28 protein-coding genes are annotated in these 26,112 nt (G+C 56.3%); 27 read left to right on the forward strand and 1 reads right to left on the reverse strand.

What is annotated here, in order from left to right; all coding sequences use genetic code 11:
- The first annotated feature begins 328 nt into the window (after positions 1-328).
- The 11 genes from nadE (at position 329) to CSA35_03330 (ending at position 12,124) form a co-directional block, all read left to right on the forward strand.
- Positions 329-1,087 carry an NAD(+) synthase gene (gene nadE, locus CSA35_03280; protein ID PIE54989.1) on the forward strand — a complete coding sequence of 253 codons (759 nt, stop codon included), beginning with the start codon at positions 329-331 and terminating at the stop codon, positions 1,085-1,087.
- A 9-nt stretch (positions 1,088-1,096) separates the two neighbouring features.
- Positions 1,097-1,843 (forward strand): YebC/PmpR family DNA-binding transcriptional regulator, encoded by a 747-nt coding sequence (locus CSA35_03285; GenBank protein ID PIE54902.1) that lies wholly within the window; start codon positions 1,097-1,099, stop codon positions 1,841-1,843.
- Positions 1,776-2,339, forward strand: a complete 564-nt coding sequence (locus CSA35_03290; GenBank protein PIE54903.1) for a crossover junction endodeoxyribonuclease RuvC — start codon at positions 1,776-1,778, stop codon at positions 2,337-2,339. Before CSA35_03285 ends, CSA35_03290 begins: the two co-directional genes overlap by 68 nt.
- Positions 2,340-2,342: 3 nt before the next feature.
- Positions 2,343-2,960: a Holliday junction branch migration protein RuvA gene (gene ruvA / locus CSA35_03295; protein PIE54904.1), complete on the forward strand. Its 618-nt coding sequence runs from the start codon at positions 2,343-2,345 to the stop codon at positions 2,958-2,960.
- A 6-nt stretch (positions 2,961-2,966) separates the two neighbouring features.
- The gene (locus tag CSA35_03300; GenBank protein PIE54905.1) at positions 2,967-3,995 is read left to right on the forward strand and encodes a Holliday junction branch migration DNA helicase RuvB; all 1,029 of its coding nucleotides are present in this window, start codon (positions 2,967-2,969) and stop codon (positions 3,993-3,995) included.
- A complete protein-coding gene (locus CSA35_03305; GenBank protein PIE54906.1) occupies positions 3,996-5,381 on the forward strand; it encodes a stage II sporulation protein SpoIID in 1,386 nt (461 codons plus the stop codon).
- 5 nt (positions 5,382-5,386) lie between these two features.
- Positions 5,387-6,424, forward strand: coding sequence for a tRNA preQ1(34) S-adenosylmethionine ribosyltransferase-isomerase QueA (locus CSA35_03310; protein ID PIE54990.1), 1,038 nt, complete (start codon positions 5,387-5,389; stop codon positions 6,422-6,424).
- A gap of 10 nt (positions 6,425-6,434) precedes the next feature.
- Positions 6,435-7,436, forward strand: a complete 1,002-nt coding sequence (locus tag CSA35_03315; protein PIE54907.1) for an aminodeoxychorismate lyase — start codon at positions 6,435-6,437, stop codon at positions 7,434-7,436.
- A 77-nt stretch (positions 7,437-7,513) separates the two neighbouring features.
- A complete protein-coding gene (locus CSA35_03320) occupies positions 7,514-8,650 on the forward strand; it encodes a hypothetical protein (GenBank protein PIE54908.1) in 1,137 nt (378 codons plus the stop codon).
- 143 nt (positions 8,651-8,793) lie between these two features.
- Positions 8,794-11,340: a cell division protein FtsK gene (locus CSA35_03325; protein PIE54909.1), complete on the forward strand. Its 2,547-nt coding sequence runs from the start codon at positions 8,794-8,796 to the stop codon at positions 11,338-11,340.
- On the forward strand, positions 11,330-12,124 hold the full coding sequence (locus CSA35_03330) for a thiamine diphosphokinase (GenBank protein PIE54910.1): 795 nt from the start codon (positions 11,330-11,332) through the stop codon (positions 12,122-12,124). Before CSA35_03325 ends, CSA35_03330 begins: the two co-directional genes overlap by 11 nt.
- Here CSA35_03330 and rpmB read toward each other — a convergent pair.
- Positions 12,121-12,315 carry a 50S ribosomal protein L28 gene (rpmB, locus tag CSA35_03335; GenBank protein ID PIE54911.1) on the reverse strand — a complete coding sequence of 65 codons (195 nt, stop codon included), beginning with the start codon at positions 12,313-12,315 and terminating at the stop codon, positions 12,121-12,123. The two genes, CSA35_03330 and rpmB, sit on opposite strands and share 4 nt — an antisense overlap.
- A gap of 101 nt (positions 12,316-12,416) precedes the next feature.
- Here rpmB and xseB point away from each other — a divergent pair, with 101 nt between their 5' ends.
- From xseB to CSA35_03415, 16 genes are all read left to right on the forward strand, one after another.
- Positions 12,417-12,638 (forward strand): exodeoxyribonuclease VII small subunit, encoded by a 222-nt coding sequence (gene xseB, locus CSA35_03340; GenBank protein ID PIE54912.1) that lies wholly within the window; start codon positions 12,417-12,419, stop codon positions 12,636-12,638.
- Positions 12,628-13,524, forward strand: a complete 897-nt coding sequence (locus CSA35_03345) for a geranyl transferase (protein ID PIE54913.1) — start codon at positions 12,628-12,630, stop codon at positions 13,522-13,524. Before xseB ends, CSA35_03345 begins: the two co-directional genes overlap by 11 nt.
- 14 nt (positions 13,525-13,538) lie before the next feature.
- Positions 13,539-15,404, forward strand: coding sequence for a 1-deoxy-D-xylulose-5-phosphate synthase (gene dxs, locus CSA35_03350; protein PIE54914.1), 1,866 nt, complete (start codon positions 13,539-13,541; stop codon positions 15,402-15,404).
- Positions 15,376-16,182 (forward strand): TlyA family rRNA (cytidine-2'-O)-methyltransferase, encoded by an 807-nt coding sequence (locus CSA35_03355; protein PIE54915.1) that lies wholly within the window; start codon positions 15,376-15,378, stop codon positions 16,180-16,182. The genes dxs and CSA35_03355 overlap by 29 nt, the downstream gene beginning before the upstream one ends.
- The gene (locus CSA35_03360) at positions 16,179-17,060 is read left to right on the forward strand and encodes an ATP-NAD kinase (protein PIE54916.1); all 882 of its coding nucleotides are present in this window, start codon (positions 16,179-16,181) and stop codon (positions 17,058-17,060) included. Before CSA35_03355 ends, CSA35_03360 begins: the two co-directional genes overlap by 4 nt.
- 11 nt (positions 17,061-17,071) lie before the next feature.
- Positions 17,072-18,724: a DNA recombination protein RecN gene (locus tag CSA35_03365; protein ID PIE54917.1), complete on the forward strand. Its 1,653-nt coding sequence runs from the start codon at positions 17,072-17,074 to the stop codon at positions 18,722-18,724.
- Between the two features lie 21 nt (positions 18,725-18,745).
- Positions 18,746-19,231, forward strand: a complete 486-nt coding sequence (locus CSA35_03370; protein PIE54918.1) for a GNAT family acetyltransferase — start codon at positions 18,746-18,748, stop codon at positions 19,229-19,231.
- 365 nt (positions 19,232-19,596) lie between these two features.
- Positions 19,597-19,908 (forward strand): 50S ribosomal protein L21, encoded by a 312-nt coding sequence (gene rplU / locus CSA35_03375; GenBank protein PIE54919.1) that lies wholly within the window; start codon positions 19,597-19,599, stop codon positions 19,906-19,908.
- Positions 19,909-19,912: 4 nt separating this feature from the next.
- Positions 19,913-20,242, forward strand: a complete 330-nt coding sequence (locus tag CSA35_03380; protein ID PIE54920.1) for a ribosomal-processing cysteine protease Prp — start codon at positions 19,913-19,915, stop codon at positions 20,240-20,242.
- Positions 20,232-20,525 (forward strand): 50S ribosomal protein L27, encoded by a 294-nt coding sequence (locus tag CSA35_03385; protein ID PIE54921.1) that lies wholly within the window; start codon positions 20,232-20,234, stop codon positions 20,523-20,525. Before CSA35_03380 ends, CSA35_03385 begins: the two co-directional genes overlap by 11 nt.
- An 83-nt stretch (positions 20,526-20,608) precedes the next feature.
- The gene (locus tag CSA35_03390) at positions 20,609-21,910 is read left to right on the forward strand and encodes a GTP-binding protein CgtA (GenBank protein PIE54922.1); all 1,302 of its coding nucleotides are present in this window, start codon (positions 20,609-20,611) and stop codon (positions 21,908-21,910) included.
- Entirely contained in the window at positions 21,873-22,562 is a 690-nt protein-coding gene (locus CSA35_03395; protein ID PIE54923.1) for a nicotinic acid mononucleotide adenylyltransferase, read from the forward strand. Before CSA35_03390 ends, CSA35_03395 begins: the two co-directional genes overlap by 38 nt.
- A gap of 4 nt (positions 22,563-22,566) precedes the next feature.
- Complete coding sequence (locus CSA35_03400; GenBank protein PIE54991.1) at positions 22,567-23,823, forward strand: transcriptional regulator; 1,257 nt, start codon at positions 22,567-22,569, stop codon at positions 23,821-23,823.
- Between the two features lie 56 nt (positions 23,824-23,879).
- Positions 23,880-24,206: a ribosome silencing factor gene (rsfS, locus tag CSA35_03405; GenBank protein ID PIE54992.1), complete on the forward strand. Its 327-nt coding sequence runs from the start codon at positions 23,880-23,882 to the stop codon at positions 24,204-24,206.
- A 180-nt stretch (positions 24,207-24,386) separates the two neighbouring features.
- Positions 24,387-25,355: an ABC transporter permease gene (locus tag CSA35_03410; protein PIE54924.1), complete on the forward strand. Its 969-nt coding sequence runs from the start codon at positions 24,387-24,389 to the stop codon at positions 25,353-25,355.
- On the forward strand, positions 25,346-26,104 hold the full coding sequence (locus tag CSA35_03415; protein ID PIE54925.1) for an ABC transporter: 759 nt from the start codon (positions 25,346-25,348) through the stop codon (positions 26,102-26,104). The genes CSA35_03410 and CSA35_03415 overlap by 10 nt, the downstream gene beginning before the upstream one ends.
- Positions 26,105-26,112 lie beyond the last annotated feature (8 nt).

Below are 26,112 nucleotides of genomic sequence, written 5' to 3' on the forward strand. Positions count from 1 at the left end.
CATACGGACGCGCCGGAGACGGACAACGGGTAGAGCGCAGCGTATGGTGTATAGCGCGCATAGCGCATAACACATGAGGAACACGAGGAGCCGTCCCGATCGTCGGGGCTGCTCCTCCTCTGTCTCGCACTTGTCGCCAAGCGACCATCACGTCCCTTCCAGCTCTCCTCACGTACGCCGATCCAGGCGTTCCCGGACGAGATGAGGAGAGGAACGGGACGTTCATCGAGAGCTCCGGGCTCGGAGATGCCCCGATCCGTCGCTCTCTCCTGAGCCTGTATGGTACAATAACCAAGTTGTCTATCAAGGAGGGAGAGCCGTGATCGAGATTCGACGGGCCCCGGCGGAGATCGTCGAGGCCATTCGGGTTTGGCTGAGACGCAAACTCGACGAGAGTCCATGCTCAGGTGCGGTCGTCGGTCTGAGCGGAGGGTTGGACTCGGCGGTGGTTTCAGTTCTACTCCGGAACGTGTGTGGAGAGCGTATGCTGGCGGTGAAGATGCCCTGTCACAGTCTGGCCGAGGACTCCTGTCACGCCGATCTGGTCATCGATGCCTTTGGTTTGCCGTCGGTCACGGTTGACCTGTCGGAGGTGTATGATACTCTGGTCTCCGTAACGGGAGTCGATCCTCACGGACTTGCCGGGGCTAACGTCAAGCCCCGGCTTCGGATGACGACCCTCTATGCCCTGGCTCAGAGCCGAAACTATCTGGTCTGCGGGACGAGCAACAGGGCTGAGTTCACGGTGGGGTATTTCACCAAACACGGCGACTCGGGAGTCGATCTCCTCCCTCTGGGGGCTCTCACAAAAGCCGAGGTTCGAGCCGTGGCCTCGTATCTGGCTGTTCCTCCGCTTATAATCGAGAAACCGCCGTCAGCCGGTCTCTGGGAGGGACAGACTGACGAGGAGGATATGGGGCTCTCCTACGAGAGGATCGACGGCTATATTTTGTCCGAGGGACAAACTGGCGATGGGGACGTTCGGCGACGCTACGAGCTCAACGCCCACAAGCGATGTTTCCCCGAAATATGCGATCCGTTCGGAGGCGACATGGCGAGGGGCGCAATACACCAATCAACGAGGTGATGGAAAAATATGTCTGGACATTCAAAATGGGCGAATATAAAGCACCGCAAGGCCGCTCAGGACGCCAAGCGGGGCAACCTTTTTCAAAAATTAATCAAAGCTGTAATCATCGCTGCCAAGGAGGGGGGCGGTGATCCAGCGACGAACATCCGTCTGAAGGCGGCCCTTGACAGGGCCAAGGCGGCCAGCGTTCCGTCGAGCAACATCGAACGGGCCATCAAACGAGGTACCGGTGAGATTGAGGGCGCGACCTACGAGGAGCTCATCTACGAAGGCTACGCCCCCGAGGGTGTGGCTGTGATCGTCGAATGCCTGACGGATAACAAAAATCGAACGACCCCGGAGATTCGGATGATCCTGGACAGAAACGGAGGCTCTCTGGGGGCCAGTGGATGCGTTGCCTGGATGTTCGAGCGTCGAGGCGTGATTACCTTGGCTGGGCAGGAGCTGGACGAGGAGGAGCTCATGGAGGCCGCTCTTGAATCCGGGGCAGAGGATGTGGAGACCGACGGCGGCTTTGTAGTGTATTCTGACCCCTCTGTGGTGGACGACGTTCGTTCAGCCATGGAGGCCAGAGGGTACTCTGTGGAGGATGCCGAGAGTCAGATGGTGCCCAAAAGCACGGTGAAGGTGAGTGATCCAGACAGAGCCCGGAAGATATTGAAGCTCATGGACCTTCTGGAGAACCATGACGACGTCCAGAACGTCTCATCCAATTTCGATATTCCCGACGAGGTCATGGAACAGATTGAGTGAGGCAATTCGGTGTTTGGGTATCGATCCGGGCATCGGCCGAATGGGATATGCTGTGGTGGAACAGCGGGGAAGCCGATTTCGACAGCTCATCTACGGCTGTGTCGAGACATCCCCCCGGATGGGTGTTCCTCAACGTTTACGTCGGCTCTATCGGGCCGTGAGGGAGCAGATAGAGACATGCTCCCCTCATTTTATGGCAGTGGAACGGCTCTACTTTGGTCGGAACACCACCACGGCCGAGAGCGTCTGGGAGGCCCGGGGCGTGATCCTTCTGGCGGGAGCAGAGAGCGACCTGGTCGTCCTTGAACCCAAACCTTCGGAGGCCAAGATCACCGTCTGTGGAGACGGTCGGGCCGAGAAGGGGCAGGTTCAGCGTATGGTTCAGACTATCCTTGGTCTCGACGATCTTCCGAAGCCGGACGACGCAGCAGACGCTCTGGCCGTGGCCTTGGCTGGGCTTGCTCTTTGGCCGGGAGTCCTTGCGGGGAGGTCCTGAGAGATGCTGGCGAGAATCAGGGGAACCGTGGTCGATGAGACCATTTCCGGTGCTATCGTTGACGTGGCTGGCCTTGGTTTTGAGATCCAGCTGAGTCGAAAGGCCGGGGCTCTGTGCTCCCTGGGTGCTCAGGTGGAGCTTCACTGTCACGTCCAGTTTGCCGAGACCGGGCCAAGCCTTTTCGGATTTGCCGACGGCCTTGAGAAGGCCGTCTTTCTCCGCCTTCTCTCGGTTCGGGGCATCGGTGGAAAACTTGCGATGCAGGTCCTTCAGGGCATGGCTGCCGAGTCGGTTGTTCAGGCGGTTACCCTGGGCGATCCTGCCGCTCTGACGTCCGTTCCGGGCATCGGAAAGAAAACCGCCGAGCGTATCTGCTTTGAGCTTCAGGAGAAGATGACTCGAGGTCTTCCTGAAACGGTGGAAAGAGGGGATTCAAGAGCGGTCATTCCCGATAGAGAGACCGTCTTGGAGGCTCTGGAATCACTTGGTTTTTCCCGCCAAGCATCGGTCCAGGCCATGGCCGTGGTGGCTGAGCACCGTTCTTTGGAGGGACTTGGTGTGGAGGAGCTGATTATGATAGCGCTGAAACACCTGAGTTCACACGGGGCGGAGGGGCGGTGATCTGTCATGAGCTCTGATCAGCGTCTGGTCGACGTCTCCGATCAAGACGACGACCTTTCCCTTCGTCCCCTTTCTCTGGACGATTTTACGGGGCAGGAGCCTATCAAGAACAAGCTTCGTATCTATATCAAGGCAGCCCGTCAACGGGGCGAGGCCCTGGATCACTCCCTTTTTTACGGACCGCCGGGGTTGGGCAAGACCACCCTTGCAGGGATCATCGCCCGGGAGATGGGGGGGGATCTTCGAATTACCACAGGGCCTGCCCTGGAGAAGACCGGAGATCTGGCAGCTCTTCTGTCAAATCTCCAGGATAACGATGTCCTGTTCATCGATGAGATTCACCGTATGAACAGCAGCATCGAGGAGATCCTGTACTCGGCTATGGAGGACTTCTCCCTCCACATTATCGTCGGCAAGGGGCCTTTGGCCAGAAATATCTGCCTCTCTCTTCCCCGGTTTACCCTGGTAGGAGCCACCACCAGACTTGGTCTTCTCACGTCCCCACTGAGGGCCCGATTCGGCATCGTTGAACAGCTCTCCCTCTATTCAGGACGGGAATTGGCATCTATCATCGATCGGGGGGCCTCGGTGCTTCGGGTGCCCATCGACCCCGAGGCCGCTCTGAAGATCGCTGAGCGCTCCCGGGGGACCCCTCGCATTGCCCTTCGAGTGCTTCGTCGAGTTCGAGACGTGGCGGAGGTCTCTGGGAGTGGGATCATCACGGCCGCTCTTGCGGAACGGGCCATGGCCATGCTCGGTCTGGATGATCTCGGATTGGACGAGGGGGATCGTCGTATCCTGGAGGCCTTGGTCGATCTGTTCGGAGGCGGTCCCGTGGGACTCTCCACCGTGGCGGCGGCTCTCAACGAGGAACCTCAGACGGTGGAGGACATCTACGAACCGTACCTGCTTCAGCTGGGCTTTCTGGAGAGAACCCCCCGAGGTCGAAAGGCTACGGCCCGGACCTATTCGTATTTAGGGCGCTCTGTACCTCAGGATCGTCAGCTTGTCATACCCATTAAGGAGGATCAGTGAATGCCCTTTTTTCGTAAAACGAGGGTCGTGTTGTGGCTCATAACGGTCGTTCTTCTCTGTTCTGTGTCCCCCTCCGGAGCCGAACAACTCATCAGGGTCGGCCTTGCCGAGAGACGCTCACGTGTCGATATCTCGTCGTCTTCGGCTCTCTCTTTTTCTGATCGATCAGGAAAACGGATCTCCGCAGGGCGATCTGCGTCCGTGATGGTCTCGGGCTCCTCCCTACGTGTCAACGGCCAGACGATGGCCCCGCCGGTGTCGGTATCGTCGTCGTCGATGCTTATCTTCAACAAACGCAGATACCTTGGGCGATTCGACCTCCTGCTTCGGGCCAGGAGGATCACCGTGGTGAACGTCCTGGGCGTGGAGAGCTATCTTCGTGGCGTTCTCAAGATGGAGGCTAATCCATCCTGGCCTATCGAGGCCCTCAAGGTCCAGGCCATCATCTCCCGAACGTACGCCCTGAGACAGATTGGGCGTCACAGCAAAAAGGGCTACGACGTCTGTGATACCCACCATTGCCAGGCTTATCGGGGAGGGAGCGCCCACGATCCTGTCACGGATCGGGCCATCGCCCAAACTAGGGGGATGGTCCTCACCTACAGAGGGAGGCTTGCCAAGACCTTTTTTCACTCCGACTGTGGCGGGGTCACCGCTGCGGTGAAGGATGTATGGGGTGGAGACGTTCCATATCTTCGCTCTGTCGCCGATCCCATACCCTCGGGATCGCCCTATATGACGTGGACCGCCTCCCTGAAAGGCTCGACCATCGGTCGAGCCTTGGAAAGGGCCGGATTTCCTGTCGGAGTTGTCTCCGCCATGACGGTCCTTGACCGGGACGCTTCTGGACGAGTTCGGACTCTCTTGGTCACTGGATCGAAGGGGCAGAGGAAAATATCGGGGCATCGTTTCCGCATGGCTGTCGGAAGTCGTCTGGTCAAGAGCACGGCTTTTCAAATTCGGGGCAGCCGGGATTTCTATCCGATCCAGATGCCTGTATCCTCTCCTCGCCCAGTGCTATCGCCCACCGTCGATGTGGTTGCTCCTCTGACCGCTACCGAGGAACAGCTCCTGTTCTTGCTCACAAAACAAGGGGCCTTTACGTCAAAGGAGCTTATCGAGATGCTCGTCGATCCGTCTCGTAAACGACACTATCTTCAGAGGGAAGGTGGCAGCACGTCAGGAACCGGCAGCTTTTCGGTCAACAAGCCGATCTCCGTCCCCATCGGGAAATCCTCCCATGGTGCCTTCGTCCTGAAAGGGCGGGGTTGGGGGCACGGCGTCGGGCTTTCCCAGTGGGGAGCTCGGGCTCTCGCCCTCTCTGGCTGGCCAGCCAGGAAGATCCTGTACCATTATTATCCTGGAACGACGTTGACGACCCGTTGAGTGCCATGACTGACGAGAGGCTCTACCTGACGTCTTCCTATGGGTATCAGCTCCCCGAGGGGCTCATCGCCCAATCTCCCGCGGTTCCCCGGGATTCATCGAGGCTTCTGATCCTGTCCCGTCGTGATGGCACGATGGAACATCGCCGTTTCTCCGACCTGACGGAGTATCTTCATCCCGGAGATTTGTTGGTTCGCAACGATACCCGGGTTATGGCCGCCAGGCTGATGGGAACCAAGATCGGAGGAGGGGCCAAGGTGGAACTCCTTCTGTTATCCCGACTCAGCGATCGAACCTGGGAGGCCCTTGTACGGCCGGGACGGCGTCTTCAGCCCGGGGTTCCCGTCGAACTGGAGGACGGAACGACGGTCACCATCGAGGCAAACAGATCGGAGGGACTCAGAGAGGTCGCTTTCCCCGATGGGCTGAACGTGGACAAGCTCATGGACCGACTGGGGGTCGTGCCTCTGCCGCCGTATATCACGAATACGTCGTCTCCAGCCGAGTCCTACCAAACGGTTTTTTCCCGAAATCCTCGATCTGCGGCAGCGCCCACGGCCGGGCTTCACTTTACCTCAGAACTTTTGGACAAAGTGGCCCGTATGGGGGTGGAGATCGTCGACGTGACCCTTCACGTCGGGCTGGGGACATTTCGTCCGGTTCAGGAAGATGACATTCGAGCTCATCACATGCATCGGGAGCGGTGCTTCATCTCGTCGAAGACCGCCGAGGCCGTGAACCGTGCTCGGCGGGAAGGTCGTCGGGTCGTGGCGGTGGGGACTACGTCGGTCCGTACCCTGGAGTCGATGGTTGAGAACGGCGAGGTCGTCTCCGGGAGTCGAGAGACGTCTCTGTATATCTACCCAGGGTTTCGGTTTCAGGCTGTGGATGCCATGATCACTAATTTTCATCTCCCCCATAGTTCCCTCCTCATGCTGGTATCTGCCTTTGCCGGTTTGGATATGGTTCAGAATGCCTACAGGGAGGCCGTCCGTCGTGAGTATCGTTTTTTCTCCTTCGGCGATGCCATGCTGATCACGTGAGGTCCTGGGTATGAAACGATTTTTTTTGTCTCTGGCTTTTCTGGCCGTCGTCCTGGGAGGCTGGGCCACATGGCACTTGGGTACCTCCTTCTGGACCGATCTTCTGATAATGCCTTTTCGAAACGATGCACCGGTGGATTATCATCTTCCTCCAGGACAGTCAGCATCCGTCACGGCCACCGAGCTTGTGCGACTGGGAGTCGCTGTTCATCGTCGCTCTCTGGTCTGGTGGATGGTGCACACGGGCGTGGATCGGAAACTTCGGCCGGGACTCTATTCCCTTTCTCCCGGTGCCAGCTGGCAGGTGGCTGCTCAGCTTGGAACCCAGGAACCCACGGTATGGCCCGCCACGATCGTTCCTGGAACCGATCTCGAGCAATACTATCCCTTCGATGAGGACGATCCGTCGGCAGATCGCCTGGCCCCTTTGTCCGACGACGCCTTTCCGGGGGCAATGGTGCCGTTGTTGCCCCTGGACGTTCGCTTCAGGGCCGCGTATCTTTTGCCCGAGACCTATCTTCTTCCTGAAAAGTCTCCTCGAGTCATGGTTGCCCTGGCCTCTCGGGGATGGTGGCGACGTTTTGATCAGAGAGTGGCCGGGAGCACATCGGCCGATCTGTTTCAGGCCGCTGTCGTGGCCTCCCTCGTGGAACGGGAATCTCTTCGTGATGAGGAGCGTCCACGGGTGGCTGGGGTGATCCTCAATAGGCTTCGCCTGGGAATGCCTCTTCAGATCGACGCGACCGTGGTCTATGCCTGGAAGCTTCTTGGTCGAACCATTCGTCGGGTGACCTACGACGATCTGAAAGTGGACTCGCCGTACAATACGTATCGGATAGGCGGGCTGCCTCCCGGGCCTATATGTATTCCATCGGCTCCTTCCTGGGAAGCGGCTTTGAATCCCGAAAGCCACGACTACCTGTATTACGTAGCTGACGGATCGGGAGCCCACCGATTTTCCAGAAGTTACGAGGAGCATCGACGGGCGATCAGATCCATTCGTATGCCGTAAAAATCGGTGAGACCTGCTACAATAGGAAAGGAACTGGTGTTTTGAAAAGAACTGACGTATTTAGGAAAGGAGATGACATGAACTCCGATCACGAGAAAAAATGTCCCGGTTGCGGGAGCCTGTTTCAAACCGACGATCCTCGGGAAGCGGGGTATCTTCCGCCAGGCAAGGTGCCACAGGATGGTGTCGTCTGTCGCCGGTGTTTTCAAATGCGCCACTATGGCGTCTTCGCTAAGGCCACCATACGGGATCGAGCCATCAAAAACGAGATCCGTCAGGTCTCTCGCCAGACCGAGGCTATCTTTATGGTGTTGGACGTGGCGCAGTTTGAGGTCTCGTCCAGTGCGCTGGATTGGGTGTCGGATCTGGACCAGCCGGTGTTCGTAGTTATCAACAAGTGTGATCTGCTTCGAGGCAGGCTGGACAGCGGAGGCGTTGCGCACTGGGGGGCGGCTCGGCTCGGTGTTCCAGAGCATCGGGTATTTCCGGTATCAGCTACCAGTTCGGGCTCTGTGGCTGAACTCCGCCGTCGTATCGAAGCGGGGGTTCCTGCTGGAGCAGCTCTCCTTTTTCTGGGGACCACCAACGTGGGGAAGAGCACCTTGCTTCGAGGCCTGACCGGGGATCGGGTCCTCACGGTATCCCGGCTTCCGGGCACCACCTTGGGCGTAAGCTCAGTGACGGCCAGAAGCGGTTTACGATACGTGGACGTTCCTGGATTAAAAGAATCTAACCCATGGTTAGGGCGTCTGTGTCCCGACTGTCTCGTCAGTCTGGTGCCCCAGAAAAAGCTCAAAAATCTCTCGTTCGTGATGAGGGCCGAACAGGCGCTGGCTCTTGGAGGCATGGGATGGCTTGTCATGGATTGGGCCGGAGTTCAGGGCTGGGCTCGCCTGGAAGCCTTTGTCGCCGACGGGGTTGCCTTACATCGGACGTCTTTCTCTCGCCTGGAGGAGCTCCTGAGTCCCTATCGATCGGATATCCTGATGCCCCCGTGTCCCAGCTGCTGGTCGTCGCTGGACGGTCCCGGTTATATCTCCCACGAGATAGACATCCGCGAGGGTGAGGACCTTGTCCTTCCCGGCTGCGGCTGGCTCGCCGTTCGAACTGGTCGCTGGATTGGGCGATTTTTCCTGCCCGAAGGGGTAGAACCGGTCGTTCGCTCCTCCCTGGTACCGTCGCTTGCGAAAAATCCCCACAGGAGACGACGATAAACGAGGACGGATGGGCGGGGGTGGCGTTTTGAAAACGTCGTGAATATCGGCGCGGCTCTGGGTACACCTCGGGACTGTACGTAAGAAGCGGTCAGAACTTTCCGGTTATGTGAGTTTAGCTGTTTTTTTGATTAATTAAAAGCATGATGGTTAGGAGGGAGTTCGACGACCCCATGTCCATGAATCAAGATAGCAATCAAGTCATCATCAGAAGACGAAAGCGACGGAATCCTCGTCTTTCCGTCGAGAAACGCCGGATCCTTTCCACTCGGCTGACGTTTTTGATTCTGGCCTCAGTCCTGATCTACGGAATCCTCACAATCTGGGTACCGTGGACGGGCTTTTGGGGTCGAGCATTGGGAGACTGGCTCTTGGATACGTTGGGAGGTTCGGTGATCATTCCCTTTTGTCTGGGAATATATCTTCTCTTTGCAGCGGGGACAGGGCGCTCTATCTCATCTCTGCCAAGGCAGTGCGGGGGGACTCTTCTTTTGTATCTTGCGGGGTCCATCATGATGGGACTCATGTCCCTCTCGGGCATGGCGTTTCGTCCCTTAGCTCCCGGTATCGTCGGGACGGTTCTAGCCTCAGGTCTTTGCTACTGGACCGGTGCTTTAGGAGCCCTGTTCATAGGAATCGCCATAACGGTTCTTTCGGCCGTCGTCTATGAGATCACGAGCATTTCTCCCGATGACCTGAAACGGGTGGTACAGAAGCTTACCTTAAAGATTCGATCCAGAAGATTTCGTCGTCAGAGGCAAGTCGTTCAGGAGGATATTCCCGTCTCCTGTGACGACAAGGAGGAATCGGGTCAGGATGTTTCTCATGAAGAACCTCTGGATGATAAACTCGTTGATGAACCGATGGCTTTCTCATCTACGGAGTCGGAGATTCCTGTCGATCATTCCTTTCCGGTGGAGCGATCTTTCGGTGCCGAATCCTGGAGCATGAGGGAGTACTCTCCGGTGCGTGATAAAAAACGCAGGCTTGAGGACAAGGAGCTTGATTACGGTGCCTCTGAGAGGATTGAGAGGTTCAGGGATATGACTCCAATGTCCGACTCATCCGTTCCAGACCAGGTTCAGGAGGATCCTGAGCCTGTCAGACCAAGACGTACCAGGTTTTATGTCTCGGGGAGAACGGAGATACCGACGAAGAACCAACCTGCTTCGGAGACTTCCTTTAAACCTCGAACCAGCGTTTCAGCTCCGTCTCAAGATCGTGTGGTGATTGAGGAGAAACAATACGTGGAGCCAGCCCCTGCAGATTTTCCTCCCTTGATGGATGCCTTCGGGCCAAAGGATACCGGAGCGATGAGAAACGATCCCATCATCCTTCGACAAAAGGGACTCGATATCGTCACGGCTTTAGCCAGTTTTGGTGTGGAGGCCTCTTTAGCTCATACGGTGGAGGGACCTACAGTGATTCAGTACCAGCTTCAATTGGCTGCAGGGGTAAAGGTCAGTAAGGTGGCTGGGTTAAGCAAGGATATCGCCGTAGCCTTGGCTGTCCCCTCTTTGAGGGTTGAAGCTCCGATTCAGGGAACCTCCTACATCGGGATTGAGGTTCCTAATCGAAAACGGCGCTCAGTGACGCTTCGGTCGGTTGTGGAGTCTCAGGAGTTCTCCTCGGCGGAGGTCCAGCTGCCCCTGCCTCTGGGTTTCAGGGTCGATGGTTCGCCCGTCGTTGTCGGACTTGAAGAACTGCCCCACCTCCTGGTCGCCGGCACTACGGGATCGGGTAAGAGTGTGTTTGTGACGAGCTGTATCACAGCCCTCTGCGCGACTAGGACGCCCCAGGAACTTCGCTTCATCCTGGTTGATCCCAAGAGGGTCGAGATGGCCATTTTTGAACATCTTCCTCATATCCTGGCGAAACCCGTCGTGGACCCACAAAAGGCCGTTCATGCCCTTGGCTGGGCTGTTCGTGAGATGGATCGTCGGTACGAGGTCTTTGCCCGAGCCAAGACGCGAAACCTCTCAGGGTACAACGCTAAAGTGCTGCCGAAAGATCAATTACCCCATATCGTCATCGTGGTGGACGAACTGGCAGACCTTATGCTCACTGCGTCTAAGGATGTTGAGGAGTTCATCTGCCGGCTGGCCCAAATGGCCCGGGCAACGGGCATTCATCTTATTCTGGCGACACAGAGACCATCGGTGAACGTCATCACCGGCCTCATCAAGGCGAATATTCCTGCTCGGGCGGCCTTTACATTGCCGTCCCAGACCGACTCCCGGACTATCATCGACGTCACAGGAGCCCAGCAGCTTTTGGGGAAAGGTGACATGCTTTTTTCCAGCACAAAAAACCCTAAACCTATTCGAATTCAATCTCCGTTTATCGATGAGGATACGACCTTACAGGTCATTGACTCGCTTCGACGAACTTTCGGTGATCCCGAGTACGTGGAGATAGAGGACCAGCAGAACGGCCGAAACGGAGGCGAGATGGATTTTGCCAACGACGACCGGCTGGAGGAGGCCGTTGAGCTGATCCTGAAGAGCGGTATCGCATCAGCCAGCCGTCTTCAGAGGCAAATGCGAGTTGGGTTTACCCGAGCCGCCCGTATGATCGACGCTATGGAGATGATGGGTATCATTGGCCCTCAGGACGGTGCTAAGCCCCGGGAGATATACGTGGACGAAGCTCAGGCCCAGAGGATTCTTGAGGAGCATTTTGGTCGATGATCTCATGGGGGTTTTGAGTCTTCCTGGACTGCGTCTGTATTTCGAGGCCACAGAGGAGCCTGTATGTGTCCTGGTTGCTGGAGGACGCCCCCCCGAGCCCTGGTGGCTGAAGAGTGTTGGGGTGGATCGGTGTCTTTGGGCGGTGGACGCCGGTGCCGATGCTTGTCGGTCAGCTTCCCTGATCCCTCATCTCGTCGTGGGCGACTTAGACAGCGTCTCGTCCCGTACTTTAGAGTGGTTGACGGAGTATCGTGTGCTGCTGGAACGCTATTCGAGGGATAAGGACAAAACCGATTTTCAACTGGCACTGGAGCGATGGCTCCTTCATCCGTCTCGAACGTTGATCGTTTCGGGCTGCTGGGGTGGTCGTTTTGACCACCTGTGGGCCGTGGTCCACGATTGTGTGCGGGTTCGAAAGGCCAAGCTCTCGTTTGTCTGTCTTGCTGACGAACAGGAGGCCATGGTGATCATGGGGGATGGTGATCGGGGACGTATCCTTCCCGACGGAGGATTCCCTCCGTCGATTCTCTCTTTGCTGCCTCTGTCCGATTACGTCAAAGGCGTTACTCTTGAGGGGGTTCGTTGGCCTCTGAGGGATGCTACCTTGTTTCGGGAGTTCTCCTACACGGTGAGCAACCAGCCCTTGCCCTTGTGGGCTTCGGAAAGGGACAAGGGCGTGGACGTCTCTCTGGGCGAGGGATGGATGGGGTTGTACCTGGCTTGGGAAGATGTTGGAGATAGAATTTTCGAGGCTCGAAGAAAAAATGAGGAAGCGGGCCCTTAAAGGGCCCGCTTGACCTTACTGGATCGAAGGCAACGAGAACAAATACGGAGTCTTCTGACCTCACCGGCACCCATATCGACTCGCACCGAGTGGAGGTTGGGGAGCCAGCGCCGACGGGTTTTCCTGTGGGAATGGCTGACGGAGTTGCCCGTCGCAGGGCCCTTACCGCAGCAATCGCACATCTTGGACATGATAAATAGGCCTCCTTACGTAGGTTCAAATCAACTGAGGCATTGTATCATAGAAAAAGCTAAAGAAGCAAACGAGACCTCTCAAGGAGGAGTGGTTTATAATGAGCTTTTCCGAAAAAATGATGGCTCTTGAGGATATCGTTCATCGGTTAGAGGTTGAGGCTTTGCCCCTGGAGGATGCCCTGGAGCTTTTCGAACAGGGTGTGAACTTAGTGAAGGATGGGCGGCTGTTTCTGAGCCAGGCGGAACAGCGAATCTCTGTCTTGACCGAGGACGGAGAGCAGCCCTTTTCGATTGGAGAGGTCCCGAACGATGACCGTTGATGTGAAAGCTGAACTCAATGCCAGGAAAAACCTGTTCGAGGCCTCCCTGAACGAATGGTGTGACTGTCGTCCACCAGCGGCTCCGCCCCGCATCTGGGAGGCCATGACGTACTCCCTTCTGGGAGGTGGAAAACGGCTTCGGCCCGTTCTGTGTATAGCGGCGGCCGAGCTCTTTGGATCTCCCCCAAAAAACGTCTTCCCCATGGCCTTGGCTCTGGAGATGGTCCACACAGCGTCGTTGATCCACGACGACCTTCCGACTATGGACGACGACTCGCTGAGGAGAGGACACCCCACCAACCACGTGGTTTACGGGGAGGCTTTGGCTATCCTGGCGGGGGATGCTTTGTTGACTCATGCCTTTCAGTTGCCACTCCAGGCCCTGTCGGGGCTTGTTCCTGCAGAACGGATCGTCGCAGCCATGGCCGATTTTGCTCAGGCACTTGGCGCCCAGGGTATCTGCGGTGGTCAGGTTCTGGATATGGAAGGGGATCTCTCAGGATTGAGCGACGCCACACCTCTGGTCATCGCTGAACTTAAGACAGCGGCCTTGATCCGAACGTCCTTGGTCACCGGGGCTATCCTGGCCGGGGCCGACGACGATGCTCAGAAGGCACTGAACCGATATGGTTTGGAGCTCGGGGTGGCCTTCCAGATTGCCGACGACATCCTGGATGTGGTCGGGGAGCAGGAGAGCATGGGGAAATCCCTGGGGAAAGATCGGGACCAAAACAAGAGGACCTTCATCAGCGAGTATGGTCTTGAGGGTGCCAGGGAGTGCCTGTCTCGCAGGACCAAGAATGCAGTGGAGTATATGAGGTCCTTTGGGGCGTCGGGTACTTTTTTAAGGGAGTTGGTCCTGTACCTGGAACATCGAACACAGTGAAAGGGGGAATTGTCATGGCATTGTTGGAGCATATGAATGGTCCCGAGCAGCTGCGTGACCTGAACTCCGGCGATATCGCCATGCTCTGTCAGGACGTGAGGGACATGATCGCCGACGTGGTTTTTGAGAACGGCGGTCATCTGGCCTCGTCCCTTGGTGCTGTGGAGTTAACGGTCTCTCTCCTCAGACAGTTTGATCCTCTGAGGGACCGGATCGTTTTCGACGTTGGACATCAGACGTATCCATATAAAATCCTTACCGACCGCCGAGACCAGTTTGCTACGATCCGTCGCTTCGGAGGACTCAGCGGTTATCCCAAGAGGAGCGAGAGCCCGTATGACCATTTCGATGTAGGGCACAGCAGCACGTCTCTGTCGGCAGTACTGGGGTACGCCAAGGCTCGAGACATCCTGGGGCAGGATCATCATGTGGTGGCCGTTATTGGCGATGGGGCTATTATCAACGGAATGGCCTTCGAGGCGTTGAATCATCTCAGGGAGACCGATACGAAGGTTATCTATATCCTGAACGACAATGCCATGTCCATCAGTCCCCGCGTGGGGGGAGTTGCGACCCATTTTGCCCATCTTAGCGCCAATCCGTACTATCTCAAACTCAAAAAAGCGGTGAAAGATTGCTGTAAGGGCTTGCCCAAGGGCGAGACCATCGAGCATATTCTGGGCAGGGCGAAGGACCAGATCAAGAGCCTGGTCAAACCCGACAACCTTTTCGATTCCCTGGATATCGCTTATTGGGGCCCCTTTGATGGTCATTCAGTGGAGGAAATGGACCTTATTTTCACCCTGGCCAAGCAATACGACAAGTCGGTTTTGATCCATCTCATCACCCAAAAGGGACGAGGACTTCTGGCGGCCGAGGAAAATCCCAGTGCCTATCATGGAGTGTCCCCGGCATCGTCCAAATCAAAGCCCTCGTCCACAAGCTGGAGTCAGGCTGTGGCTGATTGCGTCTTAAGTGCTGCTGAGTCCGACCCTCGAGTGGTCCTCCTGACCCCCGCCATGAAGGAGGGGTCGAAACTTGGAGTTTTCGCCAGGCGTTTCCCAGACCGCTTCTTCGACGTGGGAATCGCGGAGGAACATTCTCTCACCCTGGCAGCTGGTATGGCAGCTGGAGGTCTTCGTCCGGTAGTCTCGATTTACTCCACGTTTTTACAGCGAGCCATGGATCAACTGGCCTTGGACATCTGCCTTCAGGATTTGCCGGTGGTCTTAACCCTGGACAGGGCTGGGATGATCGGTGAGGACGGCGAGACTCATCAGGGACTTTTCGACATGAGTTGGACCCGGACGATCCCCAATCTGGTGGTCCAGGCTCCTCGCGACCGGGTCGATTTGGCCCGGATGATGGACGACGCTATGGAACGTTCCGGCCCCACAGCAATTCGCTTTCCCCGGGGGGCGGTGATCGAGTCCCTTCATAGGGAAACGTCCTCCGAAAAAGGGGCTCTTCAGGCCGAGGTTATCTTCAGCTCCGAGGGGGCGGTCTGGTACGTGGGGGTGGGAAAGACCGTTGCCTTCCTGAGTAACGCCCGTGAAGAGGCTATCCGCCAGGGATACCTGGCTCCAGGATTGGTCGATCTTCGGACCATATCTCCTCTGGACTGGAACGTGTTGGACCCCGTCCTGTCGCTTGGGGGTGTCGTCCTGATCGCCGAGGACGGATACCTGGAGGGGGGCGTAGGAGAGGCCATAGCAGCTCGAGCCGCTGAAATCGGCTCGTCGTCCTCGATCCACCGTATGGGGGTGCATCAGATATTTATGCCTCATGGCACGATCGACGAGCAATGGCGTCTGTGTGGTATGACGATAGAGAAAGCGGTGGCCGTCTGCGGTGAAAATACAGAGAGAAAGACTGGATAAGCTCCTGGTGAACCGGGGCTTCGTACAGACCCGTACCAAGGCCCAGGCGCTTATCATGAGCGGATCTGTCCTGGTAGCCGATGAGGTGGTGGATAAGGCGGGAACCGCCGTGTCCACGGATGCCTCTATTGAGATCCGGGGCAAGGGAGATGGCTGGGTCAGTCGTGGGGCTCATAAGCTACTTCGAGGTCTTGACGCTTTTGCCGTTGATCCTCAGGGTGCTGTCTGTCTGGATGTCGGGGCATCCACTGGAGGATTCACCCATGTCCTGCTGTCTCGGGACGCTTCACTGGTTTACGCTGTTGACGTTGGGTATGGACAGCTTCACTGGACTCTCCGGCAGGATCCCCGCGTGGTGGTCATGGAGCGAACGAACGCCCGATCTCTGCTGCCTTCGTCTTTTGATCCGCTCCCGACACTGGCGGTCATGGACGCGTCCTTTATCTCAATTCGCCTCATCCTTCCGGTCCTGGAGGCTGTTCTCCCATCCGACGCTACGGTCGTCACCCTGGTCAAACCGCAGTTCGAGGCGGGACGTAATAGGATTGGCAAAGGGGGCGTCGTCCGCTCGGCTGAGGTTCATCGGGCCGTTCTGGGCGAGCTTCATTCCTTTCTCTCAGAAAACACCTCTCTGGGGCTCATGGGATGTGTCCCGTCCCCTATACGTGGACCGAAGGGGAACGTGGAGTTTCTCTTTCATCTTGTGAAGGGGGTGCCGAGCCGAATCGTCGATCTCGACGAGCCGGTACGAGAGGCCCACGAAGGACTTCTACCATGAGTTTGTCGTCACGACACACGACATTAGGGATGATCGTCAACACACAAAAAAAACGGGCCGCGGATCTCGCTCAACGGCTTCTTCGTTGGGCTCCTGCGCAGGGCATCAATTTTCGGCTCCCTCCACAGGACTCCTCAGCCCTCGACGTGGAGCCTTGCCTTGGCCCATGGACCGATGGTCTCTCGGTCGCTTTGGTCATCGGTGGTGATGGGACATTCCTTCGAGCTGCCCGATATATTTTGGAGGAAGAGATCGCCCTGTACGGCATCAACGTGGGGCGTCTGGGCTTTTTGGCTGCTGGCGATCCAGAGAATGCTGAGAGGGACGTCCTTCAGATCGTTCAGGGAGATTTTCATCGCGGACAACGAAGTCTTCTCTTCGGCGAGATCGTTCGAGATGGCAAATCCGTACAGACCATGTACGCCTTGAACGACCTGGTGCTCACCAAGGGACCTCTGGCCAGAGTGATGGAGGTGGAGATACTGGTCTCAGGGTCCCTGGCCTGTGTGCTTCGCTCTGACGGAATCATCGCCTCGACCCCTACGGGTTCTACCGCCTATTCCCTCTCGGCCGGAGGCCCGATCGTTCCTCCCCACGTTCCATGCATGATCATGGCTCCCATATGTGCGCACACTCTCTACGCTCGTCCTATGGTTTTAGGGCCTCGGGATGTCCTGCGCCTCCATCCCAAGGGAGAGGGGATCACCCTCACCCAAGATGGCCAGTTGGGCTATGAGCTTTTTCCGGGAGACTACATCGACATTCGGCTCTCCTTCGACAAAAATCTGGAGACCCTCTGGCTTCCCGATCGAAGTTACTACGATCTTCTCAGGGCAAAGCTCATGTGGGGGCATTCAGGCCTCGAGGATTCGGTGTGAGGTGAAAAAGGATGATTGAAGAGCTCCACATTCACGGTATCGGCGGCATCGACGAGGCCCATCTTTCCCTGTCGTCTGGACTGACGGCCATAACCGGCGAAAGCGGTGCGGGGAAGAGCAGCGTCGTCCGATCCCTGGAATTGGCATCCGGGAAACGGGGGAACTCCTCGGTTATCCGGTCGGATCGCCAGGACGCCGTGGTCGAAGCTATTTATACTTGGGACGATGATAACGAGGACGATCCCTATGCGCCTCAGGAAGGGCGTCTCTTCGTCCGCAGGGAGTTGGCTCGTAACGGTCGGGGGAAGGTCTTTCTTCAGGATTGCCAGGCCCCCCTCTCCACCCTCTCTGATCGGGTCCAGAAACTTATCGTCATTCAGAGCCAGTTTGCGCAACTTGAGCTTCTGGATCAGGAGAAACAGCTGGAGTTGGTCGATCACTGCGGAGGTTCTGAGCTGGCGTCCGTGAAGGACTCCCTGGGGAGGATGGTTCGGGCCACCATTGAATCGGAGAGGCGTCTCCAGTCACTTCGATCTCGTCAGAAGGAGATTACCGATCGATTTCAGGGAGCCGAGGACGTGATTCTGGGCTGGCGCCAATCAGCCATATCTCCGAACGTCGAACGCAACTGGGAAGAGCAGTATGAACGGGAGACTCGGGAATTGGCCTCTCTGGACGAGATCGCCCGGATTATGGACAACCTGGACGGAGATGGGGCGGAGACCCTGAGGGAGCAGCTGGAACGAACGACCGGGCGCCTTTCGGAACTGGTCTCTCAGGATATTGAGCCTCGGCTTTCTCAAGCCCTGAACGACCTGTGGAACGGGTTTGAGGCTCTCCTGGAGGTCATGAAAACCGCCTCAATACCGGGATGTCGATCCAGCCTGGAGGAGTCGGTGGAGCGGCTGGAGACGAAACTCGGCGGGCTTCGGAAGCTGAAACGGGCGGCTGGAGTCTCTTCCACGGAGGAACTCGTGGCATATTGTACGGACGCTGACCGAGAGTTGACCTGGCTTGAGGAGAGCCATAGTCAAAAGGCACACCTTGAGGAGGAGGTAGAGACTTTTCGTCGCCGAGCCTCTCGGATGGCCCTGGAGCTGCGACAGCTGCGGCATCAGGCGGCACAGTGGCTGGAGAAGCGGGTCAACAGCCATCTCTCTGAGATGGCTATGGAGGAGGCTGTTTTCTCTGTCCGGTGTACCCCCGAACGCAGACTTCGTTCCCACGGTGCCGATTCAGTTGATTTTCAACTGTCGTGGGGGGATGGACCTCCCGGCCCCGTCTCCAAGATGGCCTCGGGGGGCGAACTCAGCCGGATTCTCCTGGCGGTTCGGCTTTCCTTGCCGGAGGATGGCCGACCGGCTACGGTGGTCTTCGACGAGGTGGAGGCTGGACTGGGAGGGCAGGCCGCAGTCCTGGCGGGCTTGAAGCTGAAGGACCTTTCCCGGGAAACCCAGGTCATCCTCGTGACCCACGAGGCCTCTATTGCGGCTCTGGCCGACCGCCATTTCGTAGTTCGACGTCAGGAACTCCTCAGCGATGTTCGGGAGCTTCGAGGTGACGAACGTGTGCCAGAAATTGCCCGGATGCTTTCGGGGGATTTGAATCTGAACGAAGCTCAAGTCCATGCGTCTCGGTTGTTGCAAAAAGAGCAAAAGATCTGACCTCAGAAGGGAGGACTCGACATGAAAGCCCGACTGGCAACACCGTTCGACATAGATATGGTTCTGGGACTACAGAGGAAAAACCTGGTGTCCAATATGACGGACGAAGAGAAGAGAAACGGGTTTGTCACCACACCGTTTACCCTGAAACAATTGAACGACCTGATTCAGGTTGATGGGCTCTTCGTTCTGGACGACGATGGAGCCGTCGTTGGGTATGCCATGGCAGCCGGTTGGGACTACTTTGAGGGACGGCCTATGTTCGATTACATGATCGAGAGATTCTCCGGCCTGAACTACAAGGGAACGGCCATCATGCGCGACAACTTCTTTCAGTACGGCCCTGTGTGCATCGCCGGGGAAAAACGGGGAACTCACACCCTCCCCGCCCTTTTCGAGGAGATGAGGGCCCACATGTCGTCCAGTTTCGATGTCGGAACGACGTTTATCAATAAAACGAACGCCGATCTTTCGAGGCTCACACCAGAAAGATCGGGCTCGATGTAATCGACGAATTCGAGTTCAACGACAACAGCTACTATGGGTTGGCCTTTCTCACCCCTGTGGGAACTACTCAACAGAACGCACCTTAATAATCAGAATAACTGGAAGAATCACTTTTCAGGGCAGACGTTTGAAAAATATTTTAAAAGATTGCTTAATGGAAATTCTAAAAGCTCAAGAGATGAGCTCTCATGACGACCTGCCTGTAACGGATGTATTGAACAACTGCACAATGCCCCGTCAGAAGTGTTGCCGTGAGTCTTGACGCCCCAGGGCCTCTCCCGTATAATGTCAAAATTGTTAGTGAGCCGCATGAGACGGGTTTTTAAAGCGAAGCTACCCGATCTTGGCGAGAGGAGAGGATTAGTATGTATGCGATCATCGAGACCGGAGGGAAACAGTATCGAGTTCAGCCCGGCGACGAACTTCGAGTGGAGAAGCTCGCTGTTGAGGAAGACGGCGCTGTGACCTTCGATAAGGTGCTTTTACTGGGCTCCGATGAGGGCGTTACGGTGGGAAGCCCGACGGTGCCCGGAGCGTCGGTTACGGGAACGGTTCTGTCCAGCGGAAAGGCGAAAAAACTCATCGTCTTCAAGTACAAGAACAAGACCAATTACCGCAGGTTTCGGGGGCACAGACAGCCTTACAGCCTGGTTCGGATAGACGCCGTCAACCCCTAAGCTCATGACCAGGGTCGAGGTGTCCCTTCGAGGGGAACTCATCTTTGGTCTCTCTGTGTGTGGGCATTCGGGCTACGCCCCGTCTGGACAGGATATCGTCTGTTCTGCCGTAACGACTCTGGTTCAAACGCTTCATATTGGCCTGGCCGACGTGCTTCATCTTTCGCTGGACTCCCAAGTCCATCGGGAGTCGGCGGTGATCGCCATGAGATGGCGTGATGAATCGCCTGAAGCCCAGGCAATAGTGGCTACCGTGGTCGAGAGCTTTCGGGCTCTGGCCCGAACTTATCCCGAAAACGTAGAAGTGGTGGAGGTGCAGGAATATGCTGTATAGTTTTTTTGAACTTCAGTTTTTCGCCCATAAAAAAGGCCAGGGAAGCAGCTCAAACGGGAGGGATTCCCGGGGGCAGAGGCTTGGTCTCAAGCTGAGCGATGGTCAGCTCGCCAAGGCAGGCAATATCATCGTTCGCCAGAGGGGCACGTCCTTTCATCCCGGGCAGAACGTGGGGCTCGGCAAGGACTATACCCTGTTTGCCCTGAAGGACGGTGTGGTTCGCTTCAAGAGCAAAGGGAACAGAAAATACGTCCTCGTTGAAGAGTCGGCTGTCGCTGTTTAACGTTTTTTCTTCGGCATAGCCAGCTACGGGCCCAGGTTCCCCTTGGCCCGTTTTTTTTTCATGGATATTCAGGGGGCCTTTTCGTGAAATTTGTGGACATGGTGACCATCCAGGTCTCTGCTGGTCGAGGTGGCAACGGGTGCATGAGTTTCCGTCGAGAGAAATTCGTCCCCAAGGGTGGCCCCGATGGGGGGAACGGCGGTCGTGGGGGGCACGTGTATCTTGAGGCTACTCCCGATATCCACACCTTGGCCGATTTCGAGTATTCCCGGCGAATCTCAGCTACCGACGGAGAACACGGTCAGGGCTCCAAAAAATTCGGAGCCAATGGATCGGACGTGGTAGTGAAGGTTCCCTGTGGGACGGTAGTGTTCGATAAGGATCGAGGCGAGCCTCTGGCCGATCTCCTGGAACCGGGGGATCGGTGTCAAGCTGCCCGAGGCGGTCGTGGAGGTAAGGGAAACGCCCATTTTGCCAGTTCCCGTCGGCGGGCACCTCGCTTCTCGGAGAAGGGCGAGGAAGGACAAAAGCGAACCATTACGCTGGAGCTTAAGCTTATCGCCGACGTCGCGCTGGTGGGACTCCCCAATGCCGGCAAGTCCAGTCTCCTGGCTGCTATCTCCGGTGCTACCCCGAAAGTGGCCGACTATCCTTTTACGACCCTGTCCCCTAACTTGGGCGTACTTTGCCTCGACCAGGAAAAAATCGTGGTTGCCGATATTCCGGGACTCATAGAGGGAGCTCACGAAAACAAGGGGCTAGGACACTATTTTCTCCGCCATATCGAGCGAACCAGAGCCATCGTCCACGTCTTGGACCTGTCGGCCGGCGATCCTAACTCGGTTCTGTCTCAGTGGGAGACCGTGCTGGATGAGTTTCAAGCGTATAACGCTGCCCTCTTGGATCGCCCGTATCTGATCGTAGGGAATAAGACGGACCTTCCGGGAACCGCTGACGTATCGCGAGGTGTGGCTCAGCACTTTCGGGAGCGTAGTATCTCCTATTTCGAGACGAGCGCCCTGACTGGCGATGGCGTGTCTGATTTTATCGATGCCATCGTACGGCTCTGTCGGGAACATCCAAGACCTACTGGGATGACCAGGCTTTACGCCACGGTGGAGGAGGAGTCCCATGGACCTTGGGGACGAGGGCGCGTTCAGGTGATTCGTCTTGCCGACTCGGGACATTTTCGGGTGATCCATCCTCGGATCGAGGTGGCTGTTGCCCGGTATGATTTCGGCCAGGAGGAAGCGGTGGTTCGATTTATGCGGATTCTTCGGGAGTATCGGGTGGAGGATCTTCTGGAGGCCGGTGGAGCCCAGGAAGGCGACACCATTCATATCGGCGATGTCACTTTTGAATTTCAGCCCGAACGGGCCTACTGAGAAGGACTTCCCCCGACGGATCGGCATCATGGGGGGAACCTTCGATCCGATTCATCATGGACATCTGGTGGTAGCGGAAGAAGCCTATTGGGCTTTGGAGCTCGAACGGGTTATTTTTATCCCGACGGGCAACTCTTTCCATAAATCGGAGCGTCGGATCTCCTCGGCCGAGGATCGATACATGATGACCTGTCTGGCTACTTTGGAAAACGAACATTTTCGGGTCTCCCGAGTTGAGATCGATCGTCATGAACCCAGCTACACCGTGGAGACCTTGCGCGAGATGAGGCACTGGTTTTCTCAGGGAGAGGCCAAGTTTTTCTTTATCACCGGTATCGATGCCGTGTTGACCATCCTTGATTGGCACGAACGGGATGCCCTGCCCGATCTGTGTACCATAGTGGCGGTCAACAGACCGGGTTTCGACGATAGGGCCGGGCTCGACGCTATCCAGGATCTGCCCGCCCCCCTCCGGAAAGTGGTTTTTCCTCTGACCGTACCTTCTCTGTCCATATCGAGTACCGATGTTCGACGTCGAGCTGCGGAGGGGAAGAACATCCGCTATCTGGTGCCTCCTCTGGTGGAGCGGTATATTCTGAAAAGACGCCTGTACCAGGAAGGCAATCACGGCGGGATAGTCAGAAAGGGATGAAATGATGGTACGGAAAATGCGGATTTTGATTCTGATCCTGGTCGTTCTGGCATCTACTTCGGCAGGTGTCGCCTGGCGTCTCAGGAGGCTCATCTCTCCCGAGGCGAAGGATATCAAGCAGACTGTCCAGTTCGACGAGAAGACTGGCAGCGTGAATATCCTGGCCGTCGGGATGGACGATGTCGAGGGAGCCCACCGATCAGATACCATCGCTTTCATAACGGTTGACATCGATCAGAAATGGATCAAGATCATCTCCCTTCCAAGGGATACCAGGACGTCTATTCGAGGACACGGAACTCAAAAGATCAATCACGCCTTTGCCTATGGGGGCATGGATCTTCTGAAGGAGACGGTCGTCAACCTCCTGGGAATGCCCATTCATTATTCGGTGGCGGTCAACTACCAAAGCTTCCCCAAAATAGTGGATATCCTGGGCGGCATCGACATCGACGTTCAAAAGAACCTCCGATACACCGACAAGGCCGGTCATCTTTCCATAAATATCAAAAAAGGTTGGAGGCATCTGGACGGAAAAACCGCACTAGGATATGTCCGCTTTCGCCACGACGCCCTGGGGGATATTGGCCGAATTCGACGGCAGCAGCGATTTCTCAAGGCTCTCCTGAAAAAAATGTATGACCCGGTCACTATGTCGAACCTCTCAGAGATCACCTCGGAGCTTCTTTCCGTTCTCAAGACCGATATTCCCCCAAGTCAGGCTCTTTTGCTTGCGTCGTACTTGAAGGATATCCCCCCGAGCAGGGTCTCCTTTTTGACCATGCCGGGCAAGGCAGCTCTCATCAACGGTATCAGCTACTGGTCGCCGGATTTGGTCGAGATGTCGACCATGCTCACGTCGGATGAAGCGGAGGAGGAGCAGGCCTCGACCAACGAGGGAGCTCAGGACTCAAATACCACCAGCAACGACGTTCAGAAGGTACTTCAAGCTATCGACCGTCCTGTCGCTGTCCTTAACGGCGATGGAGCCTCGGGACTTGGAAAAAAAGTGTCGTCCCAATTGGAGCGTCAAGGTATCGAGGTGTTATACGTGGGGAATGCCAAACATTTTGATTTTCACTACAGCACTATAAGCCATAAACCAGGGGAGCAAAATCATTCAGCCGCCTTGGCTTTGGCCGATTTATGCGATATCTCGGAGAACCTCGTCCAGTCGGACACTAAATCACCCTATGAGGTTACAGTGACCCTAGGACACGATAAGGATCGAATCCTGGATATTCTGGAGCGGGTTCAATGAGAGGGATAGAGACAGAGAAGGAGGAGCCATACGTGGAGAAGGATAAGACCGTCGAGATGGTGGTAGCCCAGGCGGTTGCCGACAAACGGGGGCGTGACGTGACCGTCATGGATGTCTCCAAAGCATCGACCATAGCCGATCAGTTCATAGTCGTCACCGCAAACTCGGATATTCACATGGGCACCCTGTGCGATGCGGCGGGAGATGTTCTGGACGAGTTGAACGTGGACTATACCGTTGAGGGACAAACGAGCTCCCAGTGGCGTCTCCTCGACGCCGGAAATCTCCTGGTCCACGTCTTCAGTTCCAAAGGACGGGAATTCTACGACCTGGAACGGGTCTGGGGGGACCATCCTTCGTATCGTCTGGAAAACGTGGACTGAAGATGAAGACGGACGAGGTGTTGAGATCATTCTCGATGCCTCGTTTTTTGACAGCTCGTTATGTCCTATAATATATCTTATGTTGCGCATGATCCATTATGGTCTGTCTTGCAATCATGTTGCTTATGCAATATAATTGCAAGAGGATGAGGATGCAGGCGCTTGAAAGGAGATCTGTTCATGTACCGTCGAACTCTATGCCCCTGGCTTATGGCTGGAGTTATCCTTCTAGTTGTATCACCGGCTTTGGGACGATATCCCCTGGAGATCAGGGATGTCCTGTCGGGAGATCCCGTGGCTTCGGCGATTTTTTTTCGGATCAGGGTTCCCAGGATCCTGGCCGGTCTTATGGTGGGGGCTTCTCTGGCTTCTTCCGGAGCGGCTTTTCAAGGCCTTTTTCGAAATCCTCTGGCATCTCCGGGGTTGTTGGGAGCTTCTTCAGGTGCTGCCTTTGGAGCGGCTTTGGGAATTTTTTTGACCCTGGGCACCGGTACTATCGAGCTGGCCTCTTTTTTTGGCGGTTTGGCCGCCGTGATTGGGACGTTTTTCCTGGGAAGGCGATTTGCTGTTGGGGGAACTTTCGGTCTCATCCTCTCGGGAATAATGGTCTCATCTCTCTTTTCGGCAGCGGTATCGTTTCTGAAGTTTTTCGCCGATCCCACTGATACATTGCCCAATATCGTATTCTGGCTTATGGGAAGTCTGTCGTCGACCGATATGAACGACGTGGTGCGGATCACTTTGCCCGTTATCGCGGGTCTCTGTCTTCTGTGGGGCTCGGCATGGAGAGTCAACGTTCTCTCCTTGGGTGAGGCTGAAGCCGCCGCCCTCGGTCTGGATGTCCGTCTCTGGCGAACGGCGATTATCGTGGGCTCCACCGTTCTTGTGGCCTCGGCGGTCTCGATCAGTGGGGTCATCGGATGGGTGGGCTTGGTTGTGCCTCATTTTGTCCGATTTTTGGTTGGCCCTGATTTTCGGCTGGTCATTCCCTGGTCAGGGGCTTTCGGAGGGGTGTTTCTCCTGGCTGCTGACACGGTGTCCAGAACGGCGTTCCCCGTTGAAATTCCTTTGGGCATCTTGACGGCGATGATAGGTATTCCCTGTTTTTTGATCCTCATGGGACGGAAAGGAGGTCCTTTATGGCGGTGATCTTCAGCGATCTTTCCTGCGGTTACGGACGTACCCCTTTGATTTCCGGTCTCTCCGGCACAGTTGAATCTGGGCAGGTCCTGGCAGTTCTCGGACCAAATGGGGTTGGAAAGACGACTTTTTTTCGATCTATTCTGGGCCTTATTCCTCTTATGGCAGGTTCTTTGACCGTCGACGGGTACGCTGTTCTTAGGCAATCTCCCAGGGAACGAGCCAGGCTCATGGCGTACGTCCCTCAGGAATCGCCTTCACCCTATGGGTATTCGGCCCTGGACATGGTGACCATGGGCAGAACGTGCCACCTTGGTCCTTGGACTTCTCCGTCCCGTCGGGATAAGGAGGTGGCCAAGGCGGAGCTTGCAGCCCTGGGTATCGGCTCTATGGCGGAGCGATCCTACACGACCCTGAGTGGCGGCGAACGTCAACTTGTTTTGGTTGCCAGAGCCCTGGCTCAAGAGCCCTCAGTGCTTGTCATGGATGAGCCCACGGCCAGCCTGGACATGGCTAATCGTCACGGAGTCATGAGCACGGTCAGGAAGGTGACTGGGCGGGGCATATCGGTCATCTTCTCCACTCATTCTCCCGAGGAAGCCTATCGCTACGCCGATCAGGTCCTCCTCATGGGGACTGGATCTGTCTCCTGGGGAGGAGCTCGAGAGATTATCTCCGACGCATCCATGTCGAAACTCTACGGCCTTCCTGTTCATATATCGAGGCTTCACGGCGGTTTAATCGCTGCGACCGTATAAATCAGACG

It is taken from the genome of Dethiosulfovibrio peptidovorans (assembly GCA_002748665.1).
Taxonomy (GTDB): Bacteria; Synergistota; Synergistia; order Synergistales; family Dethiosulfovibrionaceae; genus Dethiosulfovibrio; species Dethiosulfovibrio peptidovorans_A.